The organism is Thauera sp. SDU_THAU2, from assembly GCF_038260575.1.
Classification (GTDB): Bacteria; Pseudomonadota; Gammaproteobacteria; order Burkholderiales; family Rhodocyclaceae; genus Thauera.
In genome coordinates this window covers 2,057,118-2,075,016 of sequence record NZ_JBBWUN010000003.1, presented here as the reverse complement: position 1 = coordinate 2,075,016, position 17,899 = coordinate 2,057,118, and the positions used below count along the sequence as shown (strand labels likewise).

The 17,899-nt window shown below is 65.8% G+C and carries 22 protein-coding genes; 13 read left to right on the top strand and 9 right to left on the bottom strand.

Annotated features, from left to right (window positions below; translation table 11 throughout):
- Window positions 1–10: 10 nt before the first annotated feature.
- The 3 genes from AAFL97_RS11105 to AAFL97_RS11095 all read left to right on the top strand — a co-directional run bounded on the left by AAFL97_RS11105 (window position 11) and on the right by AAFL97_RS11095 (window position 1,613).
- Window positions 11–433: an AraC family ligand binding domain-containing protein gene (locus AAFL97_RS11105; protein ID WP_341644967.1), complete on the top strand. Its 423-nt coding sequence runs from the start codon at window positions 11–13 to the stop codon at window positions 431–433.
- Between the two features lie 23 nt (window positions 434–456).
- The gene (locus tag AAFL97_RS11100) at window positions 457–783 is read left to right on the top strand and encodes an AraC family transcriptional regulator (RefSeq protein WP_341644966.1); all 327 of its coding nucleotides are present in this window, start codon (window positions 457–459) and stop codon (window positions 781–783) included.
- A 218-nt stretch (window positions 784–1,001) separates the two neighbouring features.
- The gene (locus AAFL97_RS11095) at window positions 1,002–1,613 is read left to right on the top strand and encodes a LysE family translocator (protein WP_341644965.1); all 612 of its coding nucleotides are present in this window, start codon (window positions 1,002–1,004) and stop codon (window positions 1,611–1,613) included.
- A 233-nt stretch (window positions 1,614–1,846) separates the two neighbouring features.
- On the opposite strand, the gene AAFL97_RS11090 is transcribed toward AAFL97_RS11095, so the two are convergent.
- From AAFL97_RS11090 to AAFL97_RS11070, 5 genes are all read right to left on the bottom strand, one after another.
- Entirely contained in the window at window positions 1,847–2,170 is a 324-nt protein-coding gene (locus AAFL97_RS11090) for an antibiotic biosynthesis monooxygenase family protein (protein WP_341644964.1), read from the bottom strand.
- A gap of 123 nt (window positions 2,171–2,293) precedes the next feature.
- Window positions 2,294–2,638, bottom strand: coding sequence for a VOC family protein (locus tag AAFL97_RS11085; protein WP_341644963.1), 345 nt, complete (start codon window positions 2,636–2,638; stop codon window positions 2,294–2,296).
- 29 nt (window positions 2,639–2,667) lie between these two features.
- The gene (locus AAFL97_RS11080) at window positions 2,668–3,114 is read right to left on the bottom strand and encodes an SRPBCC family protein (protein ID WP_341644962.1); all 447 of its coding nucleotides are present in this window, start codon (window positions 3,112–3,114) and stop codon (window positions 2,668–2,670) included.
- Between the two features lie 19 nt (window positions 3,115–3,133).
- The gene (locus tag AAFL97_RS11075; protein WP_341644961.1) at window positions 3,134–3,535 is read right to left on the bottom strand and encodes a VOC family protein; all 402 of its coding nucleotides are present in this window, start codon (window positions 3,533–3,535) and stop codon (window positions 3,134–3,136) included.
- 41 nt (window positions 3,536–3,576) lie between these two features.
- Window positions 3,577–3,714: a hypothetical protein gene (locus AAFL97_RS11070; protein WP_341644960.1), complete on the bottom strand. Its 138-nt coding sequence runs from the start codon at window positions 3,712–3,714 to the stop codon at window positions 3,577–3,579.
- A 362-nt stretch (window positions 3,715–4,076) separates the two neighbouring features.
- On the opposite strand from AAFL97_RS11070, the gene AAFL97_RS11065 reads away from it, so the two are divergent.
- From AAFL97_RS11065 to AAFL97_RS11040, 6 genes are read left to right on the top strand one after another with little or no spacing between them, the layout of a single operon-like run.
- Entirely contained in the window at window positions 4,077–5,159 is a 1,083-nt protein-coding gene (locus tag AAFL97_RS11065) for a LuxE/PaaK family acyltransferase (protein WP_341644959.1), read from the top strand.
- Window positions 5,156–6,637 (top strand): acyl-CoA reductase, encoded by a 1,482-nt coding sequence (locus tag AAFL97_RS11060; RefSeq protein ID WP_341644958.1) that lies wholly within the window; start codon window positions 5,156–5,158, stop codon window positions 6,635–6,637. The genes AAFL97_RS11065 and AAFL97_RS11060 overlap by 4 nt, the downstream gene beginning before the upstream one ends.
- 10 nt (window positions 6,638–6,647) lie before the next feature.
- Window positions 6,648–7,394 carry an ABC transporter ATP-binding protein gene (locus tag AAFL97_RS11055; RefSeq protein WP_341644957.1) on the top strand — a complete coding sequence of 249 codons (747 nt, stop codon included), beginning with the start codon at window positions 6,648–6,650 and terminating at the stop codon, window positions 7,392–7,394.
- On the top strand, window positions 7,391–8,203 hold the full coding sequence (locus AAFL97_RS11050) for an ABC transporter permease (RefSeq protein ID WP_341644956.1): 813 nt from the start codon (window positions 7,391–7,393) through the stop codon (window positions 8,201–8,203). Before AAFL97_RS11055 ends, AAFL97_RS11050 begins: the two co-directional genes overlap by 4 nt.
- An 18-nt stretch (window positions 8,204–8,221) precedes the next feature.
- The gene (locus tag AAFL97_RS11045; RefSeq protein ID WP_341644955.1) at window positions 8,222–9,235 is read left to right on the top strand and encodes an ABC transporter substrate-binding protein; all 1,014 of its coding nucleotides are present in this window, start codon (window positions 8,222–8,224) and stop codon (window positions 9,233–9,235) included.
- A gap of 1 nt (window position 9,236) precedes the next feature.
- Complete coding sequence (locus AAFL97_RS11040; protein ID WP_341644954.1) at window positions 9,237–10,022, top strand: SDR family oxidoreductase; 786 nt, start codon at window positions 9,237–9,239, stop codon at window positions 10,020–10,022.
- A 33-nt stretch (window positions 10,023–10,055) separates the two neighbouring features.
- Here the strand turns inward: AAFL97_RS11040 and AAFL97_RS11035 are convergent, their stop codons facing one another.
- From AAFL97_RS11035 to AAFL97_RS11025, 3 genes are all read right to left on the bottom strand, one after another.
- Entirely contained in the window at window positions 10,056–10,682 is a 627-nt protein-coding gene (locus tag AAFL97_RS11035) for a LysE family translocator (RefSeq protein WP_341644953.1), read from the bottom strand.
- A 94-nt stretch (window positions 10,683–10,776) separates the two neighbouring features.
- Window positions 10,777–11,595 (bottom strand): AraC family transcriptional regulator, encoded by an 819-nt coding sequence (locus AAFL97_RS11030; RefSeq protein ID WP_341644952.1) that lies wholly within the window; start codon window positions 11,593–11,595, stop codon window positions 10,777–10,779.
- Window positions 11,585–12,148, bottom strand: a complete 564-nt coding sequence (locus AAFL97_RS11025) for a MarR family winged helix-turn-helix transcriptional regulator (RefSeq protein ID WP_341644951.1) — start codon at window positions 12,146–12,148, stop codon at window positions 11,585–11,587. The genes AAFL97_RS11030 and AAFL97_RS11025 overlap by 11 nt, the downstream gene beginning before the upstream one ends.
- Before the next feature lie 63 nt (window positions 12,149–12,211).
- On the opposite strand from AAFL97_RS11025, the gene AAFL97_RS11020 reads away from it, so the two are divergent.
- Window positions 12,212–13,096, top strand: coding sequence for an EamA family transporter (locus AAFL97_RS11020; RefSeq protein ID WP_341644950.1), 885 nt, complete (start codon window positions 12,212–12,214; stop codon window positions 13,094–13,096).
- A gap of 1 nt (window position 13,097) precedes the next feature.
- Here the strand turns inward: AAFL97_RS11020 and AAFL97_RS11015 are convergent, their stop codons facing one another.
- Complete coding sequence (locus tag AAFL97_RS11015; protein ID WP_341644949.1) at window positions 13,098–13,472, bottom strand: winged helix-turn-helix transcriptional regulator; 375 nt, start codon at window positions 13,470–13,472, stop codon at window positions 13,098–13,100.
- A gap of 105 nt (window positions 13,473–13,577) precedes the next feature.
- On the opposite strand from AAFL97_RS11015, the gene AAFL97_RS11010 reads away from it, so the two are divergent.
- From AAFL97_RS11010 to AAFL97_RS11000, 3 genes are all read left to right on the top strand, one after another.
- Window positions 13,578–14,591 carry a zinc-binding alcohol dehydrogenase family protein gene (locus AAFL97_RS11010; RefSeq protein WP_341644948.1) on the top strand — a complete coding sequence of 338 codons (1,014 nt, stop codon included), beginning with the start codon at window positions 13,578–13,580 and terminating at the stop codon, window positions 14,589–14,591.
- 309 nt (window positions 14,592–14,900) lie between these two features.
- The gene (gene glpK / locus AAFL97_RS11005; RefSeq protein WP_341644947.1) at window positions 14,901–16,391 is read left to right on the top strand and encodes a glycerol kinase GlpK; all 1,491 of its coding nucleotides are present in this window, start codon (window positions 14,901–14,903) and stop codon (window positions 16,389–16,391) included.
- Between the two features lie 321 nt (window positions 16,392–16,712).
- Window positions 16,713–17,831 (top strand): ABC transporter substrate-binding protein, encoded by a 1,119-nt coding sequence (locus AAFL97_RS11000; protein ID WP_341644946.1) that lies wholly within the window; start codon window positions 16,713–16,715, stop codon window positions 17,829–17,831.
- Window positions 17,832–17,899: the final 68 nt, after the last annotated feature.

Sequence of the window (17,899 nt, the reverse complement as noted above, 5' to 3'; positions counted from 1 at the left end):
TCGGTGCGGAATGAAGGGCGTGGAGGCGGTGGCCGCCGACACTGCTCATGCGTTCGGTCGTCACACGCATGACCAGTACGGCATCGGCGTCATCCTGCGCGGCGCGCAGAAGTCCTTGAGCGGGCGCGGGGTCGTCGAGGCAAAGGCAGGCGACGTCATCACCGTCAATCCCGGAGAGGTCCATGACGGTACGCCGCTCGGCGAGCGTGGCCGCGCATGGCGGATGCTGTATTTCGATCCGTCGGCACTGGCCGGCACGATCGAAGATTTGACGGACGGTGCCAGTGGCAACGCAGAGCTTGCACATCCTGCAATATGCGATCCGGTATCAGCGGCCCGCTTCGTTTCTCTTTTTCGCGCCATCACCGATCCACAAGGGGGCACAGCGAAATCGAAGCGCGCGAGAATCTTCTATTGCTCCTGGCCCGGCTGATCGACGGGGAGCATCGAAGGCGGATGCACAGAGTACCCAAAGGCGTCGAGCTGGCCCGCACCCGCATCGACGACAATCCATCGGAACCGATTTCATTGCATGAACTGTCTGCGATCAGTGGCATCAGCCAGTTTCAACTTGTCCGAGGCTTTTCGAAGCTCACAGGCCTGACACCACACGCTTATCTGGTACAGCGCAGGCTTCAACGAACGCGCAGGCTGATTGCTGCAGGGGTGAGCCTTGTCGATGCAGCACTGGCATCCGGCTTCGCAGACCAGAGTCACATGAGCCGGCTTTTCGTCCGCACCTATGGCATGTCTCCGGGAATATATGCGGCAGCGATGAACTGAGCTGCAATTTCGTTCAAGACGGTATGAAAGCGCATCGCGCATAGTGGTTCGAAATATGACCGAGCCACTGCCATGCCATTCCAGCTTTTCTACGCTTCTGATGTTCGATCCCGCTTTCCACAGTTTCGCTCCGGTATTTTGCTCCCGGAAGGAATCGATGCTCGGCGAAGCATTGCAAAACACCTGGTCCGGCTGCACCTCGAAATCGTGGAGCCGCAATGACGCTCGAGTTCTTCCTCACTGCGCTGGTGATCGTGGCATCGCCCGGTACAGGCGCGATCTATACGGTGGCAGCGGGTCTTTCGGCAGGCCGGCGTGCGAGCCTTCTGGCTGCCTTCGGTTGTACACTCGGCATCGTTCCCCACATGCTGGCGGCGATCAGCGGGCTCGCGGCGCTGCTTCATACCAGTGCGACAGCCTTCCAGGTCCTTAAATATCTCGGTGTCGCTTATCTGCTCTACATGGCATGGGCGATGTTCCGGGATCCCGGCATGTCGAGCCTGAATGACAAGGCGGGTGGAAAGAGTGCCTGGCAGGTGGTTGTGTCGGCGATTCTCATCAATCTACTGAATCCCAAGCTCTCCATCTTCTTCTTTGCTTTCCTGCCTCAGTTCGTCGGCATGAACGAGGCGGCACCTGTGTATCGGATGATGGAATTGAGCCTGGTATTCATGGCGCTGACTTTCGCGGTCTTCACCGCCTATGGTGCGTTCGCCGCTGCGGTACGTCAGCATGTCTTGTCCAGCACTACCGTTCAGATCTGGATGCGGCGCGGATTCGCGGTCGCTTTTGCAGGGCTCGCGGCACAACTGGCTTTCACGCAGAAATGAGGCCGCAATCCGATAGCGAGCAGCCCTCCGAGTTTTGCCTTCCAAGCTAGTCGTCTTAGGAACGAGACAATAAGGGAAAGAGCGAGGTGAAACGAATTAGGTAGCAAGCGTACGCAGCCGAGCTCTGGGAGCAGGCTGTCAGGCACACCGGAGAAGTTGGCAGCATCAGCCGTATGGCCGAGAAACCGGGGCCGGTCGAACGGGCACTGCGCGCCGGCCGTTGGCGCGCAGCGTCATTCGCCGTCGCGCCCCTCCGGCAAGACGACCCACTCCGCATCTTCGAACTCGCCGACGACGCGTACGTCGACGAACTCGGCCTGTTCCTCGATGATGCGCTTGGCGTCGTGTGACGGACTTCCCTCCATCGCGTCCCGCATGGCCTTCGATTCCCAGCTTGCGATCGCGAGGAGTACGTCTGGAGCGCCGATCTTGCGATGCAGCCGCGTACCGCGGGCGCCCGGCGCACGCTGAATGATCTCACTCGCGCGGACCCACGCATCTGCGTACGCTTCGGCCGTGTAGCCGGGTTTGATGTGAATCTCGAACACGAAAATCATCGCCTGCCTCTCCACCAATGCGATGCGGTATGAGCGTACCAATCATACGCAGTGCTGTTCGACGCCAGACCTGTTCGAACCCAATACAGAGGGTATCTTTTGTGCGCTCAGGCCCGCCTTCGACTAAAGCTGCCACAAACCATGGTCATTGCCACCCTGAAGATAAATGGCACATGTCCCGTGTCCTGGGATCTCCATCGGCGGAACGGCGATCACGCCCCCGGCTTCGATGACCGCAGCGACGGCGGCTTCGATGTCCTCGACCAGCCAATAAGGGCGCACCACCGGTTCCTCGGTTTCTCGCAATGGCGCGCGGACCCCGACCAGGCCGCCGCTGGACAGCGCGGCCGTGCGTGCGCCGCCCAGGCTTTTATCGGGTTCGCCGAATTGCGCTCCATGCGCCGCGGCATATGCGGCGCACACGGCCTCCACCTTGCTGGTCACGATCTCCAGATGCTGGACTTTCATTGCACCCTCGGATGCGGACCGATGCATGGCTAGTCGGGAATGTCGGGCTCGACGAGCGTGGCGAGCTGCAGCAGGGATTCCTGCCAGCCGAGGTAGCACATCTCGGTCGGGATGAGCTCGGGAATGCCGGCCTGCTCGATACTGACCTCGGTGCCGCAAGATACTGCGCGCAGCTTCACGGTCACCCGCATTTCGCCGGGCAGGCCGGGATCGTCGAAGCGGTCGATGTACTCGACGAGCTCGCCGGGGATCAGCTTCAGATACTCGCCGCCGAATGAATGGCTGTGGCCGGTCGAGAAGTTCTCGAACGACATCTTGAAGCTGCCGCCGGCCTTGCCGTCGAATTGATGGACGTGGCAGACGAAGCCGTAGGGCGGCAGCCACTTGGCCAGGGCTGCGCCGTGCGTGAAGGCGCGGTACACCTTGTCGGGCGTGGTGCGCAGGACGCGATGGAGGTGGACGGTTCCGGTGCTCATGTTCGTGTCTCCTTCTGGGTCATTGCATGGAATGCAGGCCGATGCAGTTGCCCTCGGTATCCACCACCAGCGCGCAGAAGCCGTAGGGGCCGATGGCGAACTTGGGTTTGTGCACCTGGCCGCCGGCGGCTTCGACGCGCGACTGCTCAATGGCGCAGTCTTCGCAGCCGAAGTAGACCAGTGTGCCCCCGCCGCCGGGCGAGACACCGTCCATGCGGACCAGCATGCCGCCCGCACCGGGGGCGTCCATGTCCATGGGAAAGCTCAGCATTTCCATGCCGTCGGCTTCGCACTCGGGCGCGGCCGGCTCGGGTGCCGCCAGCGGCTCCAGCGTGCACTGGAATACCGCTTCGTAGAAGCTGCGTGCACGCGCCATGTCCTGCACGTAAATCTCGAACCAGACAACGGGGTTGGCTTTCATGGGGGGCTCCGGTCAGTTGAGGGAGATGCGGGGGCGCCGGTTCAGCGCCCGTCGAAGGCCGCCTGCAGGGCGGCGATGTCGAGCTTCTTCATCTCGTGCATGGCTTGCAGGACGCGCTGCGAGGCGGCCTGGGTGTCGAACCACAGACAGGGTTGGATGCGTGAGACGAGGCGGACCATGGGATGACCCGGTTGTGGTGTGTATACGCTGTGCACATCCTAGGCGCTAAAATATACGCTGTCCACATTTCAGGCCCACGTGACTGTAAATTTGTGTTTGCCAGCCCCCCTCACTTCGAAGGCGGCTCGGTGGCCACGATCGGTGGATTTCGCGTTGTGCTTTGGTCCCCGAGCTGCTTCTTGTCCAGCACCTTGCCGGCACCATGCGGTAACATGGCTGCCGCTCCGGGAGTGCACGCCCGTGCTGAGATCCATACCCGAGAACTTGAACCGAGTCATGTCGGCGGAAGAAGAGCTTGCCCCTGATGCAGCGCGCTCGGGGCCCTTCGGAGCATCACGTCCCCGCTCTCGAAGGAAACTCCATGGACAAGGCCGCTTCGTTGCTTGCAGATCTGCTCGCTTTCATCGCGATGGATGGCTGCACCGATGAGCAGTTCGACCAACTCGCGCTGCGGCTGTTTGCCTACCAGTACGAATCCAACGCGCCGTTCCGCAGCTTCTGCCAGCGGCGCGGCGCCACGCTGCGCAAGGTGAAGACCTGGAGCGACATCCCGGCCGTTCCGATCGATGCGTTCAAGGCCATGGAGCTGCGCAGCGAGCCGGCGTCGCCCGGCGAACGCGTGTTCATGACCAGCGGCACCACCGGCCGTGCGGCGCGTGGGAGGCATTTCCATCCCAGGCTCGACGTCTATGACCTGTCGATGACGCGCAACTTTGCGCGGCGCTTCATGGGCGGGGCAGGGCGCATGGCCATGGGCATCCTGTTTCCCGACGAGCAGGTCATGCCCAATTCGTCGCTCGCGCACTACCTGGCGCTGGCGAAGTCCGGGTTCGGCACCGCGGACAGCCGCTATTTTCTGACGCCCGAGGGCCTGGATCTGCCCGGCCTGTGCGCCGCGCTGGAGCAGGCCGAGCGGACGGGCCAGCCCTATGCGCTGCTGGGCGCCAGCTTCAGCCTGGTGCATGTGATGGATGCGCTGCGCGCCGAAGGGCGCAGCTTCCGCCTGCCGGCGGGCAGCCGCATCCTCGATACCGGCGGCTACAAGGGCCAGTCGCGCGAGCTGCCGCTGGAGGATTTCTACGCCGGCCTGGAAGAGCTGCTGGGCGTGCCGCGCACGCACTGCATCAACATGTACGGCATGACCGAGCTGAGCACGCAGTTCTACGACGACGGCAATGCCGTGCTGCCCTCGGTCAAGTCGGGGCCGCACTGGATCCGTTCGCGCCTGGTCGAGCCGGTCACGGGTCGCAGCGTGGCGCCCGGCGAGCGCGGCATTCTCGTGCACTGCGATCTGGCCAACTACAACTCGGCCACGACCATCCTGACCGAGGACGTGGGCCTGTGGGCCGAGGGCGGTTTCCTGCTGCTGGGGCGGGCCGAGGGCGCGGCGGCCAAGGGCTGCTCGCTGGCGGTCGAGGAATTCGTCAAGGCTGTGGCTGCATGAAGGTCGAACGGATCACGGCGGGCTGGCTGCCCGGCCTGCGCGACGACGAGGTGCAGTGGCATGTGCTGCCTTTCGAGCATGGTGCCGAACCTGAGGGCCTGAGGCTCGAAGTATCCGTACCGGTGCTGACGGCTGCACAGATGCAGGCGCTGGCGCAGCGGGTGCGCGAGGCTGCGGACCGCCATCTGCGCGCGATGCCGATGGCCGAGATCATCGACGTGATCGACCGTGTCATTGCCCGCCTGCTCGACCGCAGCGATCCTTTCCGCCGCGAGGCCGAAGCCTGGCTGCCGGTGGTCAGCGGCTACGACGCGGACATGGTGAGGCTGGGACTGACGGGCTTCTTCAAGACCTTCCGCGCCGCGCAGCTGCGCCGCTTCGTGGCCGAGGATTTTGCCAACCCCGCCGTGCTCGACGGCTTCCAGCCCGCAGCCAAGGGCGGTGCGGTGCGCGCCTTCGGCCCCGATCTGCTGGCGCATGTCTGGGCCGGCAACGTGCCTGCGCTGTCGCTGTGGAGCCTGGTCTGCGGCCTGCTGGTCAAGGCCCCGAGCATCGGCAAGCTGGCCAGCGCCGAACCGCTGTTCGCCGGCTGGTTCGCGCGGCTGCTGGCCGAGGTTCATCCGCCGCTGGCGGAATGCCTGGCCGTCGTCTGGTGGAGCGGGGCGGGCGGCGATGCCGGCCTGGGCGCCGAGGGTGCTGCTGCGCTCTATGCACAGGCCGACACGGTGCTGGCCTATGGCGGCAACGACACGCTGGCCGCGCTGCGCCAACGCCTGCCGGTGACCACGCGCTTTCTGCCGCACGGCCACAAGCTGGGCTTCGGCCTGGTCGGCGCAGCGGCGCTCGATACGCTCAAGGCGCCCGCGATCGCGCGGCTGGCGGCCTGGGACGTGATGCGCTACGACCAGCAGGGCTGCTACTCGCCCCATGTGTTCTACGTGGAGCGCGGCGCGCCGGTGCCGCCGCGCGCCTTCGCCGACTACCTCGCGGCCGAGCTGGCCAATCTGCAGCGGCGCTTTGCGCGTCGGCCGCTGGAGCTGGAGGAGGGCGCTGCCGTTGCCAGATGGCAGCAGGCCGTGGAGTGGGGCAGCGGCGATCAGGTGCTGATCGGGCCTGTGGATGCGCCCTGGCGCGTGGCCTATAGCGACAGCCTGCAAGCGTTGGCGCCGACTGCGCTGTACCGCACGATAAGCGTGGTCGGCGTGGATCGCCTCGACGATGTGGTGCCGGTGGTCGCAGCGCAGCGTGCGTTCCTGCAGACGGCCGGTATCGCGGCCTCGCCCGAGGAGCTGTACCGGCTGGCCGGCCTGCTGGGCGCGGCCGGCGTCACGCGCATCAGCGCCATCGGTTCCATGAGCATGCCCGAGGCCGGCTGGCATCACGATGGGCGCTTCAACCTGATCGACCTGGTGCGCATGACCGAGATCGAGCAATCGGCCGAAGCGGCGGCGCAGCCTTTCGCCCCGTATGCGGACTGAAGGCGCGACCGTGGCATTTCTGGATATCGAAAAGGTGGTGTTCACCTATCCGGGCCGCGCCCCGGTGGTCGATGGCGTGGACTGGCGCATGCAGGCCGGCGAGTTCCACTGCCTGCTGGGTCGCAGCGGCTGCGGCAAGACCACGCTGCTCAAGCTGGCTGCGGGTCTGCTGAGGCCGCAGGCGGGGCGCATCGTGCTCCGCGGCGGCGAGTTGGCCTCACCCGGGCCGCAGGTGGGCTTCATGTTCCAGGCGCCCACGCTGCTGGACTGGCTGAGCGTGCTGGACAACGTGCTACTGCCCGTGTCGCTGCAGCGCCGGCCCACGCCGCAGGATCAGCAGCGCGCACTGCAGTTGCTGGCGCAGCTGGGGTTGGCAAGCCATGCGCAGCACCATCCGCGCCAGCTCTCGGGCGGCCAGCAGAGCCGGGTGGCACTCGCGCGGGCGCTGGTCCTCGAACCGCCGCTGCTGCTGCTCGACGAACCGTTTGCAGCGCTGGACGCGATCACACGCGCCGAGCTGCAGGACGATCTGCTGCGCACCTGCCGCGAGCACGGCACGACGGTGCTGTTCGTCACCCACGACATCAACGAGGCCGTCTACCTGGGCGACCGCATTGCGCTGATGCACGGCGGGCGCATCGTGGAAAACTGGACGATCACGCTGCCCGCGCCGCGCACGCAGGCCATGCGCCACGGTCCGGCTTTCAACGACTACTGCGCCCGCGTGCGCGCTGCCATGGACGGGGCCGGCACATGAGCCCGACGCCGATGCAGGCACGGCTGATGGCGGCCGCACTGTTCCTGGTCCTGCTGGGCCTGTGGGAGCTGGCGGTGCGGCAATGGGGGCTGTCGGCGCTGGTGCTGCCCGCGCCTTCGGCGGTGGTTCAGGCCTTGTGGTCGGGCCTGGCCTCGGGCTATTTCTGGCCGCATATCCGGGCGACGCTGCAGGCCCTGTTCCTCGGGTTGGCGGCCGGCAGCATCGTGGGGCTGCTTGCCGGCATGGCGCTGGCCGAATCCGAGCTGCTGGAGCGTGTGCTCAAGCCCTATGTGGTGGTCAGCCAGGTCGTGCCCAAGCTGGCGCTGGCGCCTTTGTTCGTGCTGTGGTTCGGCTTCGGTTTGCTGCCCACGGTGCTGATCACGGCGCTGATCTGCTTTTTTCCGCTGATGGAGAACACGCTGACCGGCCTGCGCCAGGCCGATGCCCAGCGGCTGCAACTGTTTCGCATGCTGGGCGCCACGCGGCTGCAGACGCTGCTGCGGCTGAAGCTGCCCATGGGGCTGCCCGCCATCCTCGCCGGGCTGCGCGTGGCCGTGGTGCTGGCCCTGGTCGGCGTCGTCGTGGCGGAGTTCATGGGGTCGAGCCAGGGGCTGGGCGCCGTGGTCATCGCCGCCCAGGGGATGATGGATACCACCCTGATGTTCGCAGCGCTGGTGCTCATCGCCGTCATCGGCCTGCTGCTGTACCAGGGCTGCCTTCTGCTGGAGCGCAGGCTGCTGCGCGCCCACGCCTTTCCCGCTTCGTCCCTGTCCGCTGCGTCTCCTCCGCGTTCACGCGGCAACTCCTGACTGCCACAGGCAACTGCCATGCATACACCGATCCAGCTTCCGTTCATCTCCCGCCGCCGCCTGCTCGGCGCCACTGCAGGCCTCGCCGGCCTGATGCTTGCCGGCGTCGGTTCGGCCGCCCCGGTCCAGGGCAGGATCCGCCTGGCGGGCTGGAGCAAGCCGATCAGCGAGATCACCAACATCCTCGCCGAGCCCGCCAAGGGTTTCTTCAAGGCCCAGGGCGTGGAGCTCGCCTACCTGCCCGGCGCGGGCGGCGGCGATGCCATCCGGAACCTGCTCAGCGGCCAGGCCGACGTGGCCTTCACCGACCCCGGCTCCTTCTTCATGGCGCTGGACAAGGGCGAGAAGCTGGCCGCCATCTACGACATCTATCCGCAGAACGTATTCAACGTGGTCTCGCTCAAGTCGGCGGGCATCCACACGCCGGCCGATCTCAAGGGCAAGAAGATCGGCGTCTACAGCCTGTCCAGCGGCACGCGCCAGAATCTGCTGGTGATGCTGCACCAGGCCGGCCTGAAGGAGTCGGACGTGAGCATCGTCGTCACCGGCCTGCTCAACTTCGCGCCGCTGATGCAGGGCCAGGTCGATGCCACGGCCGCCACCGACACCGGCCTGGCCGTGGGCCTGCGCAAGGGCATCGGCGAGGTCGATGTGATGCACGTGCGCGACCACCTGAACATTTCCAGCGACATGTTCGTGGTGCGCGAGGACACGCTGCGCCAGCAGCCGGAGCTGCTCAAGGCCTTCCTGAAAGGCTACCGCGACAGCGCCGCCTGGATGATCGCCAACCCCGAGGAAGCCGCGACGCTGGCCGGCAAGTACGCCATCGACGGCACGCAGCGCGACATCAACCTCGACGTGATCCGCCTGCGCAACGCGGCCTCGCTGCCGGCGGTGGAGGGCAAGGGCCTGGGCAGCTTCGACCTCGAGGCGCTGCAGAAGGGGGCCGACGCTTATCGCGCGCTCGGCCTGGTGCAGCGCCGGATCGAGGTGGCGAAAGTGGTCGATACCAGCCTGCTGCCGGAGGCCTGACATGGACCAGGCATCTGGATTGAACCTGCGCGGCAAGGTGGTGCTGGTCACGGGTGCGGGCCGCGGCATCGGTGCGGCCATCGCCACCGCGTTTGCGCGTGAAGGGGCGACGGTGGCCGTCAATTACCTGGCCAACGAGGAGGCGGCAGCCCGGACCGTGGCGGCCTGCCAGGCCGGCGGCGGCGATGCCTGGGCGGTCAAGGCCGACGTCGGTTCGGAGCCCGCCGTACAGGCCATGGTCGAAGAGGTCGCGGGCGAGGCCGGAGGGATCGACATCGTGGTCAACAACGCCTTCAAGCCCTATGCCTTCGACCCCGAACGCCGCAGCCGCTTCGACGACCTGGACTGGCGCGATTACCAGGCCCAGTTCGACGGTGCCGTGGGCGCGGCCTTCGAGGTCTGCCGTGCGGTGCTGCCGCATATGCGCCGGCGCGCGCGGGGCAGCATCGTCAATATCGCCACCAACCTCGTCGAACATCCGGTCGTGCCTTACCACGACTACACCACGGCCAAGGCCTCGCTGGTGGCCTTCAGCCGCAATCTGGCCAGCGAACTGGGGCCGGTCGGCATCCGCGTCAACTGCGTGGCGCCGGGCCTGGTCTATCCCACCCAGGGCACGCAGAACACCCGCGAGTCCTTCCGCGAATCGCTGATGGCGGCCACGCCGCTCAGGCGTCTGGCGCGGCCCGAGGACGTGGCCGGGCCGGTGTTGTTCCTGGCCTCGGAGCTCAGCGGCTTCATGACCGGGCAGGTGCTGTTCGTGGATGGCGGCCTGGTGATGCGTTGACAACAGGTGGCGTCCCGCCGGCGTCGGCGCGCATCAGCGGAACGCCATGACTGCGATCACGCCCAGCGCGAGCAGGATCAGGACGGCGCCGGAAATCCGTTCCAGCCAGGGCAGCGCCCGTTCGAAGCGCTGCAGCACGCCCCGGTTGCCGATCAGAATGGCAACCAGCACATCCCATGACAGCACCACGCTGAACATCCAGATGCCGTAGATCGTCTTCCAGCCGGCGCTGGCGTGCGGGCCGGTCAGCATCGCCGCCAGGCTGGCGTAGAACAGGGCGTTCTTCGGATTGAGGATGCCTGACAGGAAGCCCATGCCGGCGGCACGGAACCAGGCGGCGAGAGGCTGTGCAGCGGGCACGGCGTGCTTGCCTGGTGCCGAGACCTCGAGCGTGCTGCTGCCGGCGTGGCGCACGAACAGCACGCCGAGATGGATCAGCCAGGCGCACCCCGCCAGTTGCAGGACGTTGAACAGGGTACTGCCCGCCTGCAGCACGGCCATGCCGGCGAAGGCGGCGGCGATGAAGACGCCGTTGGCCAGTGCGATGCCCAGACACACGCCGCCGGCGGTGCGCCAGCCGGCGGACAAGGAGGTCCGGGCAATCAGGAAGAAGTCGGGGCCGGGCGAGAGCAGCGCGAGGAAATGCGCTGCGGCGATCATCAGGAACTGCTCCATCGAGGGCACACATACGAGTTTTTTGCGCAGTGTGCTGACCGAAGGGTGTTCCGTATTGAAGGAAATTGCAGCTGCGGCGCTAGCTGCGGAAGCGGCCGGGCGTCACACCCGCATGTGCCTTGAAAACCCGCTGGAAGTGCGCTTGATCGGAGAAGCCGAGGCGCAGGGCCACGTCCGCGAGACTGTCACCTTCCCGCATCTGCGCCCTGGCCAGGTTGATGCGCAGGTTCAATTGCCAGGCATGCGGTGTCATGCCGGTCACTGCACGGAAGGCGCGGATCAGCTGATAGCGGCTCATGCCCGCCAGGCGTGCCAGTACGTCCAGGGCGATGCTGGCAGAAGGTGAAGCGCGCAGGCAGTCCAGTGTCGGTCGGATCTGCTCGGCCAGATGCGAGGGCACGTTCGGCGCGTCGATGCGCAAACCCTGTTCGGTGTCGCAGTCGCCGATGAACTCGATCAACGCCACCTCTTTGTCGTGTGCATCGGCGTCGGAGAACAGCAAGTCATTGAGCCGGCAGAAACGTGCATAGGCCGCGGAAGCAGTCACGATGCGCACCGGCTCGGCGTCGATCGCGCTGGCATGTGCGTACTCCCGGCGGACGGCCCGTAGCCAGTTCGCATCCAGATGCAGCATCTGGTAGCTCCAGGCCGTGTCGGCGGCAGGGTTGCAGGCATGTACGCGCTCGGCAGGCACGAACACCAGCGTGCCGGGGGACAGCTCGAGCGGCCCGGCGTCGGCGCCGGTAAAGACGCTGCAGCCACCATCGACCGCACCGATGGAAAAGCTCGGATGGTGATGAGCTTTGTAGCAGGCGCGGCTTCGGCAGGCGCGGCGGCTTTCGGCGAAGGGCAGGGCCGGGTCGCGCCAGAAGGCCTGGGTTGGATTCTTATGTGGCATCAGGCGGTGCAGGGAGGCGATCCCCGGATGTGCCGCTGTCCGCAGGCGCTTCCAATGCCAGCAGCAAGGCGGAGAGGTGGGCGTCCAGTTCGGCAAGCGCAGCCGGGGGCAGCGCGGACAGAAGCCGGCGCTCGTTGTCGACGTGGACCTCGACCGCGCGGTCGATCAAGGCCCGCCCTTCGTCGCTCAACTGCACGAGCATGCTGCGTGCATCCTGTTGGTTGGGTACCCGCTCGATCCATCCTCTGGCTTCCAGGCTCTTGAGCCGATGGGTCATCGTGCCCGAAGTCACCATCAAGGCGGAAAACAGCTCGGTCGGGCTCAAGCGGTATGGCGCGCCGGCGCGCCGCAGCGCGGCAAGCATGTCGAATTCCCAAAGGCTCAGGTCGAAGTGGGACAGTCCGGATTCCACGCGCTGTTGCAGCCGCAGCGCACATCGCATGATGCGTCCTGCAGGCCCCATCGGGCTGGCATCCAGATCGGGCCGCTCCTGCGCCCACTGTTCGAGGATGACATCCACTGCATCGGCTGGTCGCTGGCTGGTTCTGTGCATATGTCTTGATTTCAAGATAAATGGCGGGCACAATCAATATATCTCGAATTGAAGATAACTGCCATGGCCACCGTCCCTTCGAACAACAACTACTGGCGCGACGTCATGGTCACCGCGCTCGCTCCCATTGTCTGGGGATCGACATACATCGTGACCTCGGAGTTTCTGCCGCCGGATCGTCCCTTTACCGCCGCGCTCATCCGGGCGTTGCCTGCCGGCCTGCTGCTGCTCGTGCTGACGCGCCGGATGCCTGTACGCAGGGACTGGTGGCGCCTGCTGGTGCTGGGCGCACTGAACATCGGCATCTTCCAGGCATTGCTGTTCGTGGCGGCCTATCGTTTGCCGGGCGGGCTTGCGGCAGTGCTGGGTTCCGTCCAGCCGCTGGTGGTCATGGCATTGACCTGGGTGGCCGACAAGCAGTCTCCGGCACAGGTCACCTTGTGGTCGGCCGTGGCAGGCATCGCGGGCATGGCCGTGCTGTTGCTGTCGCCGCAGACGGTGTTCGAACCCGTGGGAATCGCGGCTGCGCTGGCGGGCGCCGTATGCATGGCGACCGGCATCTGGCTGACGCAACGCTGGCGCCTGGACATGCCGGTGCTGGCGCTGACCGGCTGGCAATTGCTGATCGGCGGACTGATGCTCGTGCCGGTGGCCTGGCTGGCCGATGCACCCTTGCCGCCCCTGTCACTGTCGCAAGGCGTGGCCTATGCGTATCTGAGCCTGGCGGGCGCGGTGCTGGCCTACGTGCTCTTCTTCCGCGGCGTCGTGCGCTTGCCGACCGTGGCCGTCGCATCGCTGGGTTTGCTCAGCCCGCTTACCGCGGTGGTGCTGGGCTGGATGCTGCTTTCGCAGTCGATGACCGGCATGGCCCTCGCGGGCCTGATGATCGTGCTGCTCAGCGTCTTCGCCGTGCAATGGACGACGGCGCGTACCCGGCGCTCTTCCTGATTCAAGCGCTGGAAGCCTGCGATCGATCTGTGCCGTGCTGATGCTGGATATGGGCGTCGCCCCATGACTTCAGTGCATGAATGACGGGAGCCAGCGTCTGCCCGTAATCCGTCAGCCGGTACTCCACCTTGGGCGGCACTTCGGCATAGATCTTGCGGGCAATCAGCCCGTCGCCTTCAAGCTCCCGAAGCTGGTTGGTCAGCATCCGCTGGGTGATGTTGGGCAGCAGGCGGCGTAGTTCGTTGAAGCGCAGCACCTGTTCGGTGAGCAGGCGATAGAGGATGACGCCTTTCCATTTGCCGCCGATCAGGTCGAGCGTGGCTTCGACCGTGCAGCCGGCTGCGCAGGTGAAGGTCTCGTGCGGGATTCGAGCCATGACGGTACCTTTTAAGACACTATATGCAAAATATGTGCGTTCTTTCGAAGATTGCCAATATAGCCAAGAATCGAGGGCACTGGTTTTCAACGAAAGGAGTAGGTCATGAAAGCGGTCGGCTTCAATCAGCCCCTGCCTGTGTCGAATCCCCGGTCCCTGGTCGATATCGAGCTGCCGGAGCCTGAACATGGCGAGCACGATCTGCTCGTCGAGGTGCAGGCCATCGCGGTCAACCCTGCGGATACCAAAGTCCGAGCGTCCGCCCGGCCAGCCGCTGGCACATGGCGCATCCTCGGCTGGGATGCCGTGGGCCGGGTGCGCGCAGTCGGCGCGCGCGTCACCGGCTTCGGGCCGGGCGATCGGGTGTTCTACGCCGGTGCGATCGACCGCCCCGGCTGCTATGCCGAGCTGCAGGCGGTGGATGCACGCATTGCCGCCCATGCCCCCCGCACGCTGGACGACGAAGACACCGCAGCGCTGCCGCTGACTGCGATCACCGCCTGGGAAACGCTGTTCGATCGTTTGCGCGTGGAGCAGCCGGTTGCCGGTGCGGCCAACGCGATCGTTGTGATCGGCGGGGCAGGGGGCGTGGGCTCGATGACGATCCAGCTGGCGCGGGCATTGACCGGCCTGACCGTGATCGCCACCGCTTCGCGCCCGGAGACGGTGGAATGGGTGAAGAAGATGGGTGCCCATCACGTCGTCGACCACCGCCGGCCATTGGCCGCACAGATCGAAGCCCTGGGGCTGGGCGCGCCGGCTTTTGTCTTTTCCACCACGCACACCGACCGTTATCTCGCCGACATCGTGCAACTGATCGCGCCGCAGGGTCGCATCGCGCTGATCGACGATCCTGCATCGCTCGACATCGTTTCGCTCAAGGGCAAGAGCCTGTCGATCCACTGGGAATTCATGTTTACCCGGCCACTGCTCGGAACGGCGGACATCATTCGTCAGCAGGAAATCCTGCGCAACGTCGCCGAACTCGTTGATCGGGGAAAGATCGTGACGACGCGCACCCAGGCGCTCGGGACGATCGATGCGCGGAATCTGCGTGCTGCCCATGGGCTGCTCGAAAGCGGGCAGGCGATAGGCAAGATCGTGCTGTCGGGCTGGTGATAGTGCCTGAATGCGAGCTTACCTGAGATTGCGCAGGACTTTGCTGGCGAAGTGGCGTAGGCGGCCAGCGTGGCACTTTGCATCTCACCGCGCGACAGGGCTTGCAGCACCTCGTCGGGGAGGTCGGCAGTGCGGATCGCTCCTTTGCGGGGAGTGGCGGGTGTCACGGGGCGCATGGTCTCCGGGATTCGCGAACTGGCAGCAGTCGACACTGTGGTGCCACATGGGCCAAGCATCGGCTGTAAAACGGGTAAATGCAAATTACCATCCGTCCAGCTAGTCCCGCAGGATTATCGGAGCCACTGACCCATGACCTACCTGCTTGCTCTCGACCAGGGAACCTCCAGTTCGCGCGGCATCGTGTTCGACGAACGCGGCCACATCGTCGCCCAGGCGCAGCAGGAGCTGCCGCAGATCTACCCGCGCCCCGGCTGGGTGGAGCACGACCCGATGGAGATCTGGCGTACCCAACTCGCGACCGCGCAGCAGGCGCTGCGGCAGGCGGGCATCGGTGCGAAAGACGTGCGCGCGCTGGGCATCACCAACCAGCGCGAGACCACGGTGCTGTGGAACCGCAGGACCGGCCGGCCCGTGCACCACGCCATCGTCTGGCAGGACAGGCGCTCCGAGCCGATCTGCGCCGCCTTGCGCGAGCAGGGCTGCGCCGAGCTCGTCCAACGGAAGACCGGGCTGCTGATCGATGCCTATTTCTCGGGCACCAAGCTGCAGTGGCTGCTGGACAAGGTGCCCGGCGCGCGCGCGGCGGCCGAGCGCGGCGAGCTCGCTTTCGGCACCGTGAACTGCTGGCTGATCTGGCAGCTCACCGGCGGACGCCGCCACGTCACGGACGTCAGCAACGCCAGCCGCACGATGCTGTTCAACGTGCGCAGCAACCAGTGGGACGACGAACTGCTCGAGCTGCTGCGCATTCCGCGTGCGCTGATGCCCGAGGTACTGCCTTCCAGCAGCGACTTCGGCCGGACCGCGCCCGAACTGCTTGGTGATGCGATCGCCATCGGCGGCGTGGCGGGCGACCAGCAGAGCGCGCTGTTCGGCCAGGCCTGCTTCAGCGCCGGCATGGCCAAGAACACCTATGGCACGGGCTGCTTCATGCTGATGCACACGGGCGGCAGCTTCCAGCGCAGCGAGAACGGCCTACTGAGCACCAGTGCTGCGCAAACCAGCAAGACACCCGAATACGCAATGGAAGGCAGCGTGTTCGTCGGCGGCGCCGTGGTGCAGTGGCTGCGCGACGGCTTGCGGGCCATCTCGGCCAGCAGCGAAGTGCAGGCGCTCGCCGAAAGCGTGCCGGATTCGGGCGGCGTGATGATGGTGCCGGCTTTCACCGGCCTGGGGGCGCCGTACTGGAAGCCCGAGGCGCGCGGCACCATCACGGGCCTGACCCGCGGCACGACGCTGGCCCACGTCGCCCGCGCGGCGCTCGAATCCATTGCCTACCAGAGCGCGGCCTTGCTGCAGGCCATGAGCCGCGATGCCGTGGCCCAGGGTGGCAGTCCGGTCAGCGAGCTGCGCGTGGACGGCGGCGCCTGCGTCAATGATCTGCTGATGCAGTTCCAGGCCGACCTGCTCGGCATTCCGGTGGTGCGCCCGGCAGTGGTGGAGACGACGGCCCTGGGCGCGGCCTACCTGGCTGGACTCTCCAGTGGCGTGTATGCGGGCACGGCGGAATTGGCTGAACTCTGGCGTGCCGAGCGGCGCTTCCTGCCGACGCTGGCGCACGACCAGGCCGAGGCGCTGATGGCGCGCTGGGAGCATGCGGTGGCGCAGGCGACGCTCTGATCCTCGCACCATGTTGGGGACGGCAAGCCGCATCGTGCGGCATTCCGGGGCGATGCGTTTGCCCGGCTGCGGCACGCTCGTGCCTGCTGCCACCGTGCGGCGATGGGGATAGCCTCCAGCTGCGTCGTGGCTTGCGTATCGGGAATCGGATGATGCAGGGCGCGGAAAGCAGGGTTTCCCGGTGCTTGGTGTCGGATTTGCTCTGCGGGCTTTCCCTAAATGCTGATTTCGCCCGATTTCAATACATTTGTGCAAAATTTGCCCAGGTATGGATATTGCAAGTACCGAAGCGATCCTTTTCCCCATCAGCCAGGAGTTCTCATGTCTCTGTCTCTGACCCGCCGCCAATTCTCTGCCGCAGCCATCGCGCTCGGCCTTGCCGTGGCTTTCCCCGCACATGCGCAGGAGACGATCAACATGGGCGCCGTGCTGTCGCTCACCGGTGCCAATGCCACAGTGGGTGAGGATGTGCGCCGCGCCGTGGCGCTGGCCGTCGATAAAGTGAACGCTGACGGTGGGGTGCTGGGCAAGAAGTTCAACGTCATCATCGAGGACTCCGGCGGCAACGCCACCACCGCGTTGAACGCCGCGCGCAAGCTGGTGAGCGTGGATAAGGTGCCGGTGGTGATCGGCGAATACTCCTCGGGCATCACGCTGCCGATGGCGCAATACCTGGTCAAGGAGGGTGTCGCCCACATCAACATCGCCAGCACCAGCGTGAAGATCCGCGAACTGGGCGCGAGCTCGTTCAACCTGATCGGCCTCGAGGACAAGGGCAACCAGTTCTCGTCCAAGGACGTGTGGGACCTGGGCTACCGCAACGTGGTGATGATCGCCCCCAACAATGCCTACGGCCAGGGCGTGGTGCACGGCTTCAAGGAAGAGTTTCACAAGCTCGGCGGCAAGGTGGTCGCCGAGGCGCTGTACACCGCGGGCCAGTCCACCTACCGCCGCGAGCTGCAGCAGCTTTCGCGCGCCAACCCCGACGCCTACATCTACACCGCCTACGGCCAGGAGTCGGCCGTGATCAACCGCGAGGCGATGGAACTGGGCCTGCGCGCCAAGCCGTTCTACGCGATCCTGATTTCCATGAGCCTGTCGGACACGCCGGCCGAGATCGCCAAGGGCCAGCTCGGCATGGAGGTGGGTAACGTCTATGGCGAAGCGGGCCAGGCTTATGCCGAAGCCTTCGCCGCCCGCCACAAGGAAGGCATGAAGACTTCCTACACCGGCTATGCCTACGACGCGGTGCTGATGACCGCTGCGGCGATGAACAAGGCCCAGTCCACCGACACCGCCGCCGTGCAGGCCGCGCTGAAGGAAATCGGCAGCGGCGGCTACGTCGGCGTCACCGGCCCGATCGTGTTCGATGCCGACCGCCAGCGCCTCGACCCGCCGTACGCCAAGCTCAAGTTCGACGGCAAGGTCGTTCCCCGCTGAGCCAGGAATCGCCGCGAGCGGCGATTTCGAGCCGTGCCTTCCAGCGCCTGTCCGCCAGGCGCTGGGGG

Coding starts and splice junctions, on each gene's coding strand:
- AAFL97_RS11105 (WP_341644967.1), top strand. CDS start 11: ATGAAGGGCGTGGAGGCGGTGGCCGCCGACACTGCTCATGCGTTCGGT.
- AAFL97_RS11100 (WP_341644966.1), top strand. CDS start 457: ATGCACAGAGTACCCAAAGGCGTCGAGCTGGCCCGCACCCGCATCGAC.
- AAFL97_RS11095 (WP_341644965.1), top strand. CDS start 1,002: ATGACGCTCGAGTTCTTCCTCACTGCGCTGGTGATCGTGGCATCGCCC.
- AAFL97_RS11090 (WP_341644964.1), bottom strand. CDS start 2,170: ATGATTTTCGTGTTCGAGATTCACATCAAACCCGGCTACACGGCCGAA.
- AAFL97_RS11085 (WP_341644963.1), bottom strand. CDS start 2,638: ATGAAAGTCCAGCATCTGGAGATCGTGACCAGCAAGGTGGAGGCCGTG.
- AAFL97_RS11080 (WP_341644962.1), bottom strand. CDS start 3,114: ATGAGCACCGGAACCGTCCACCTCCATCGCGTCCTGCGCACCACGCCC.
- AAFL97_RS11075 (WP_341644961.1), bottom strand. CDS start 3,535: ATGAAAGCCAACCCCGTTGTCTGGTTCGAGATTTACGTGCAGGACATG.
- AAFL97_RS11070 (WP_341644960.1), bottom strand. CDS start 3,714: ATGGTCCGCCTCGTCTCACGCATCCAACCCTGTCTGTGGTTCGACACC.
- AAFL97_RS11065 (WP_341644959.1), top strand. CDS start 4,077: ATGGACAAGGCCGCTTCGTTGCTTGCAGATCTGCTCGCTTTCATCGCG.
- AAFL97_RS11060 (WP_341644958.1), top strand. CDS start 5,156: ATGAAGGTCGAACGGATCACGGCGGGCTGGCTGCCCGGCCTGCGCGAC.
- AAFL97_RS11050 (WP_341644956.1), top strand. CDS start 7,391: ATGAGCCCGACGCCGATGCAGGCACGGCTGATGGCGGCCGCACTGTTC.
- AAFL97_RS11045 (WP_341644955.1), top strand. CDS start 8,222: ATGCATACACCGATCCAGCTTCCGTTCATCTCCCGCCGCCGCCTGCTC.
- AAFL97_RS11040 (WP_341644954.1), top strand. CDS start 9,237: ATGGACCAGGCATCTGGATTGAACCTGCGCGGCAAGGTGGTGCTGGTC.
- AAFL97_RS11035 (WP_341644953.1), bottom strand. CDS start 10,682: ATGATCGCCGCAGCGCATTTCCTCGCGCTGCTCTCGCCCGGCCCCGAC.
- AAFL97_RS11030 (WP_341644952.1), bottom strand. CDS start 11,595: ATGCCACATAAGAATCCAACCCAGGCCTTCTGGCGCGACCCGGCCCTG.
- AAFL97_RS11025 (WP_341644951.1), bottom strand. CDS start 12,148: ATGCACAGAACCAGCCAGCGACCAGCCGATGCAGTGGATGTCATCCTC.
- AAFL97_RS11020 (WP_341644950.1), top strand. CDS start 12,212: ATGGCCACCGTCCCTTCGAACAACAACTACTGGCGCGACGTCATGGTC.
- AAFL97_RS11015 (WP_341644949.1), bottom strand. CDS start 13,472: ATGGCTCGAATCCCGCACGAGACCTTCACCTGCGCAGCCGGCTGCACG.
- AAFL97_RS11010 (WP_341644948.1), top strand. CDS start 13,578: ATGAAAGCGGTCGGCTTCAATCAGCCCCTGCCTGTGTCGAATCCCCGG.
- glpK (WP_341644947.1), top strand. CDS start 14,901: ATGACCTACCTGCTTGCTCTCGACCAGGGAACCTCCAGTTCGCGCGGC.
- AAFL97_RS11000 (WP_341644946.1), top strand. CDS start 16,713: ATGTCTCTGTCTCTGACCCGCCGCCAATTCTCTGCCGCAGCCATCGCG.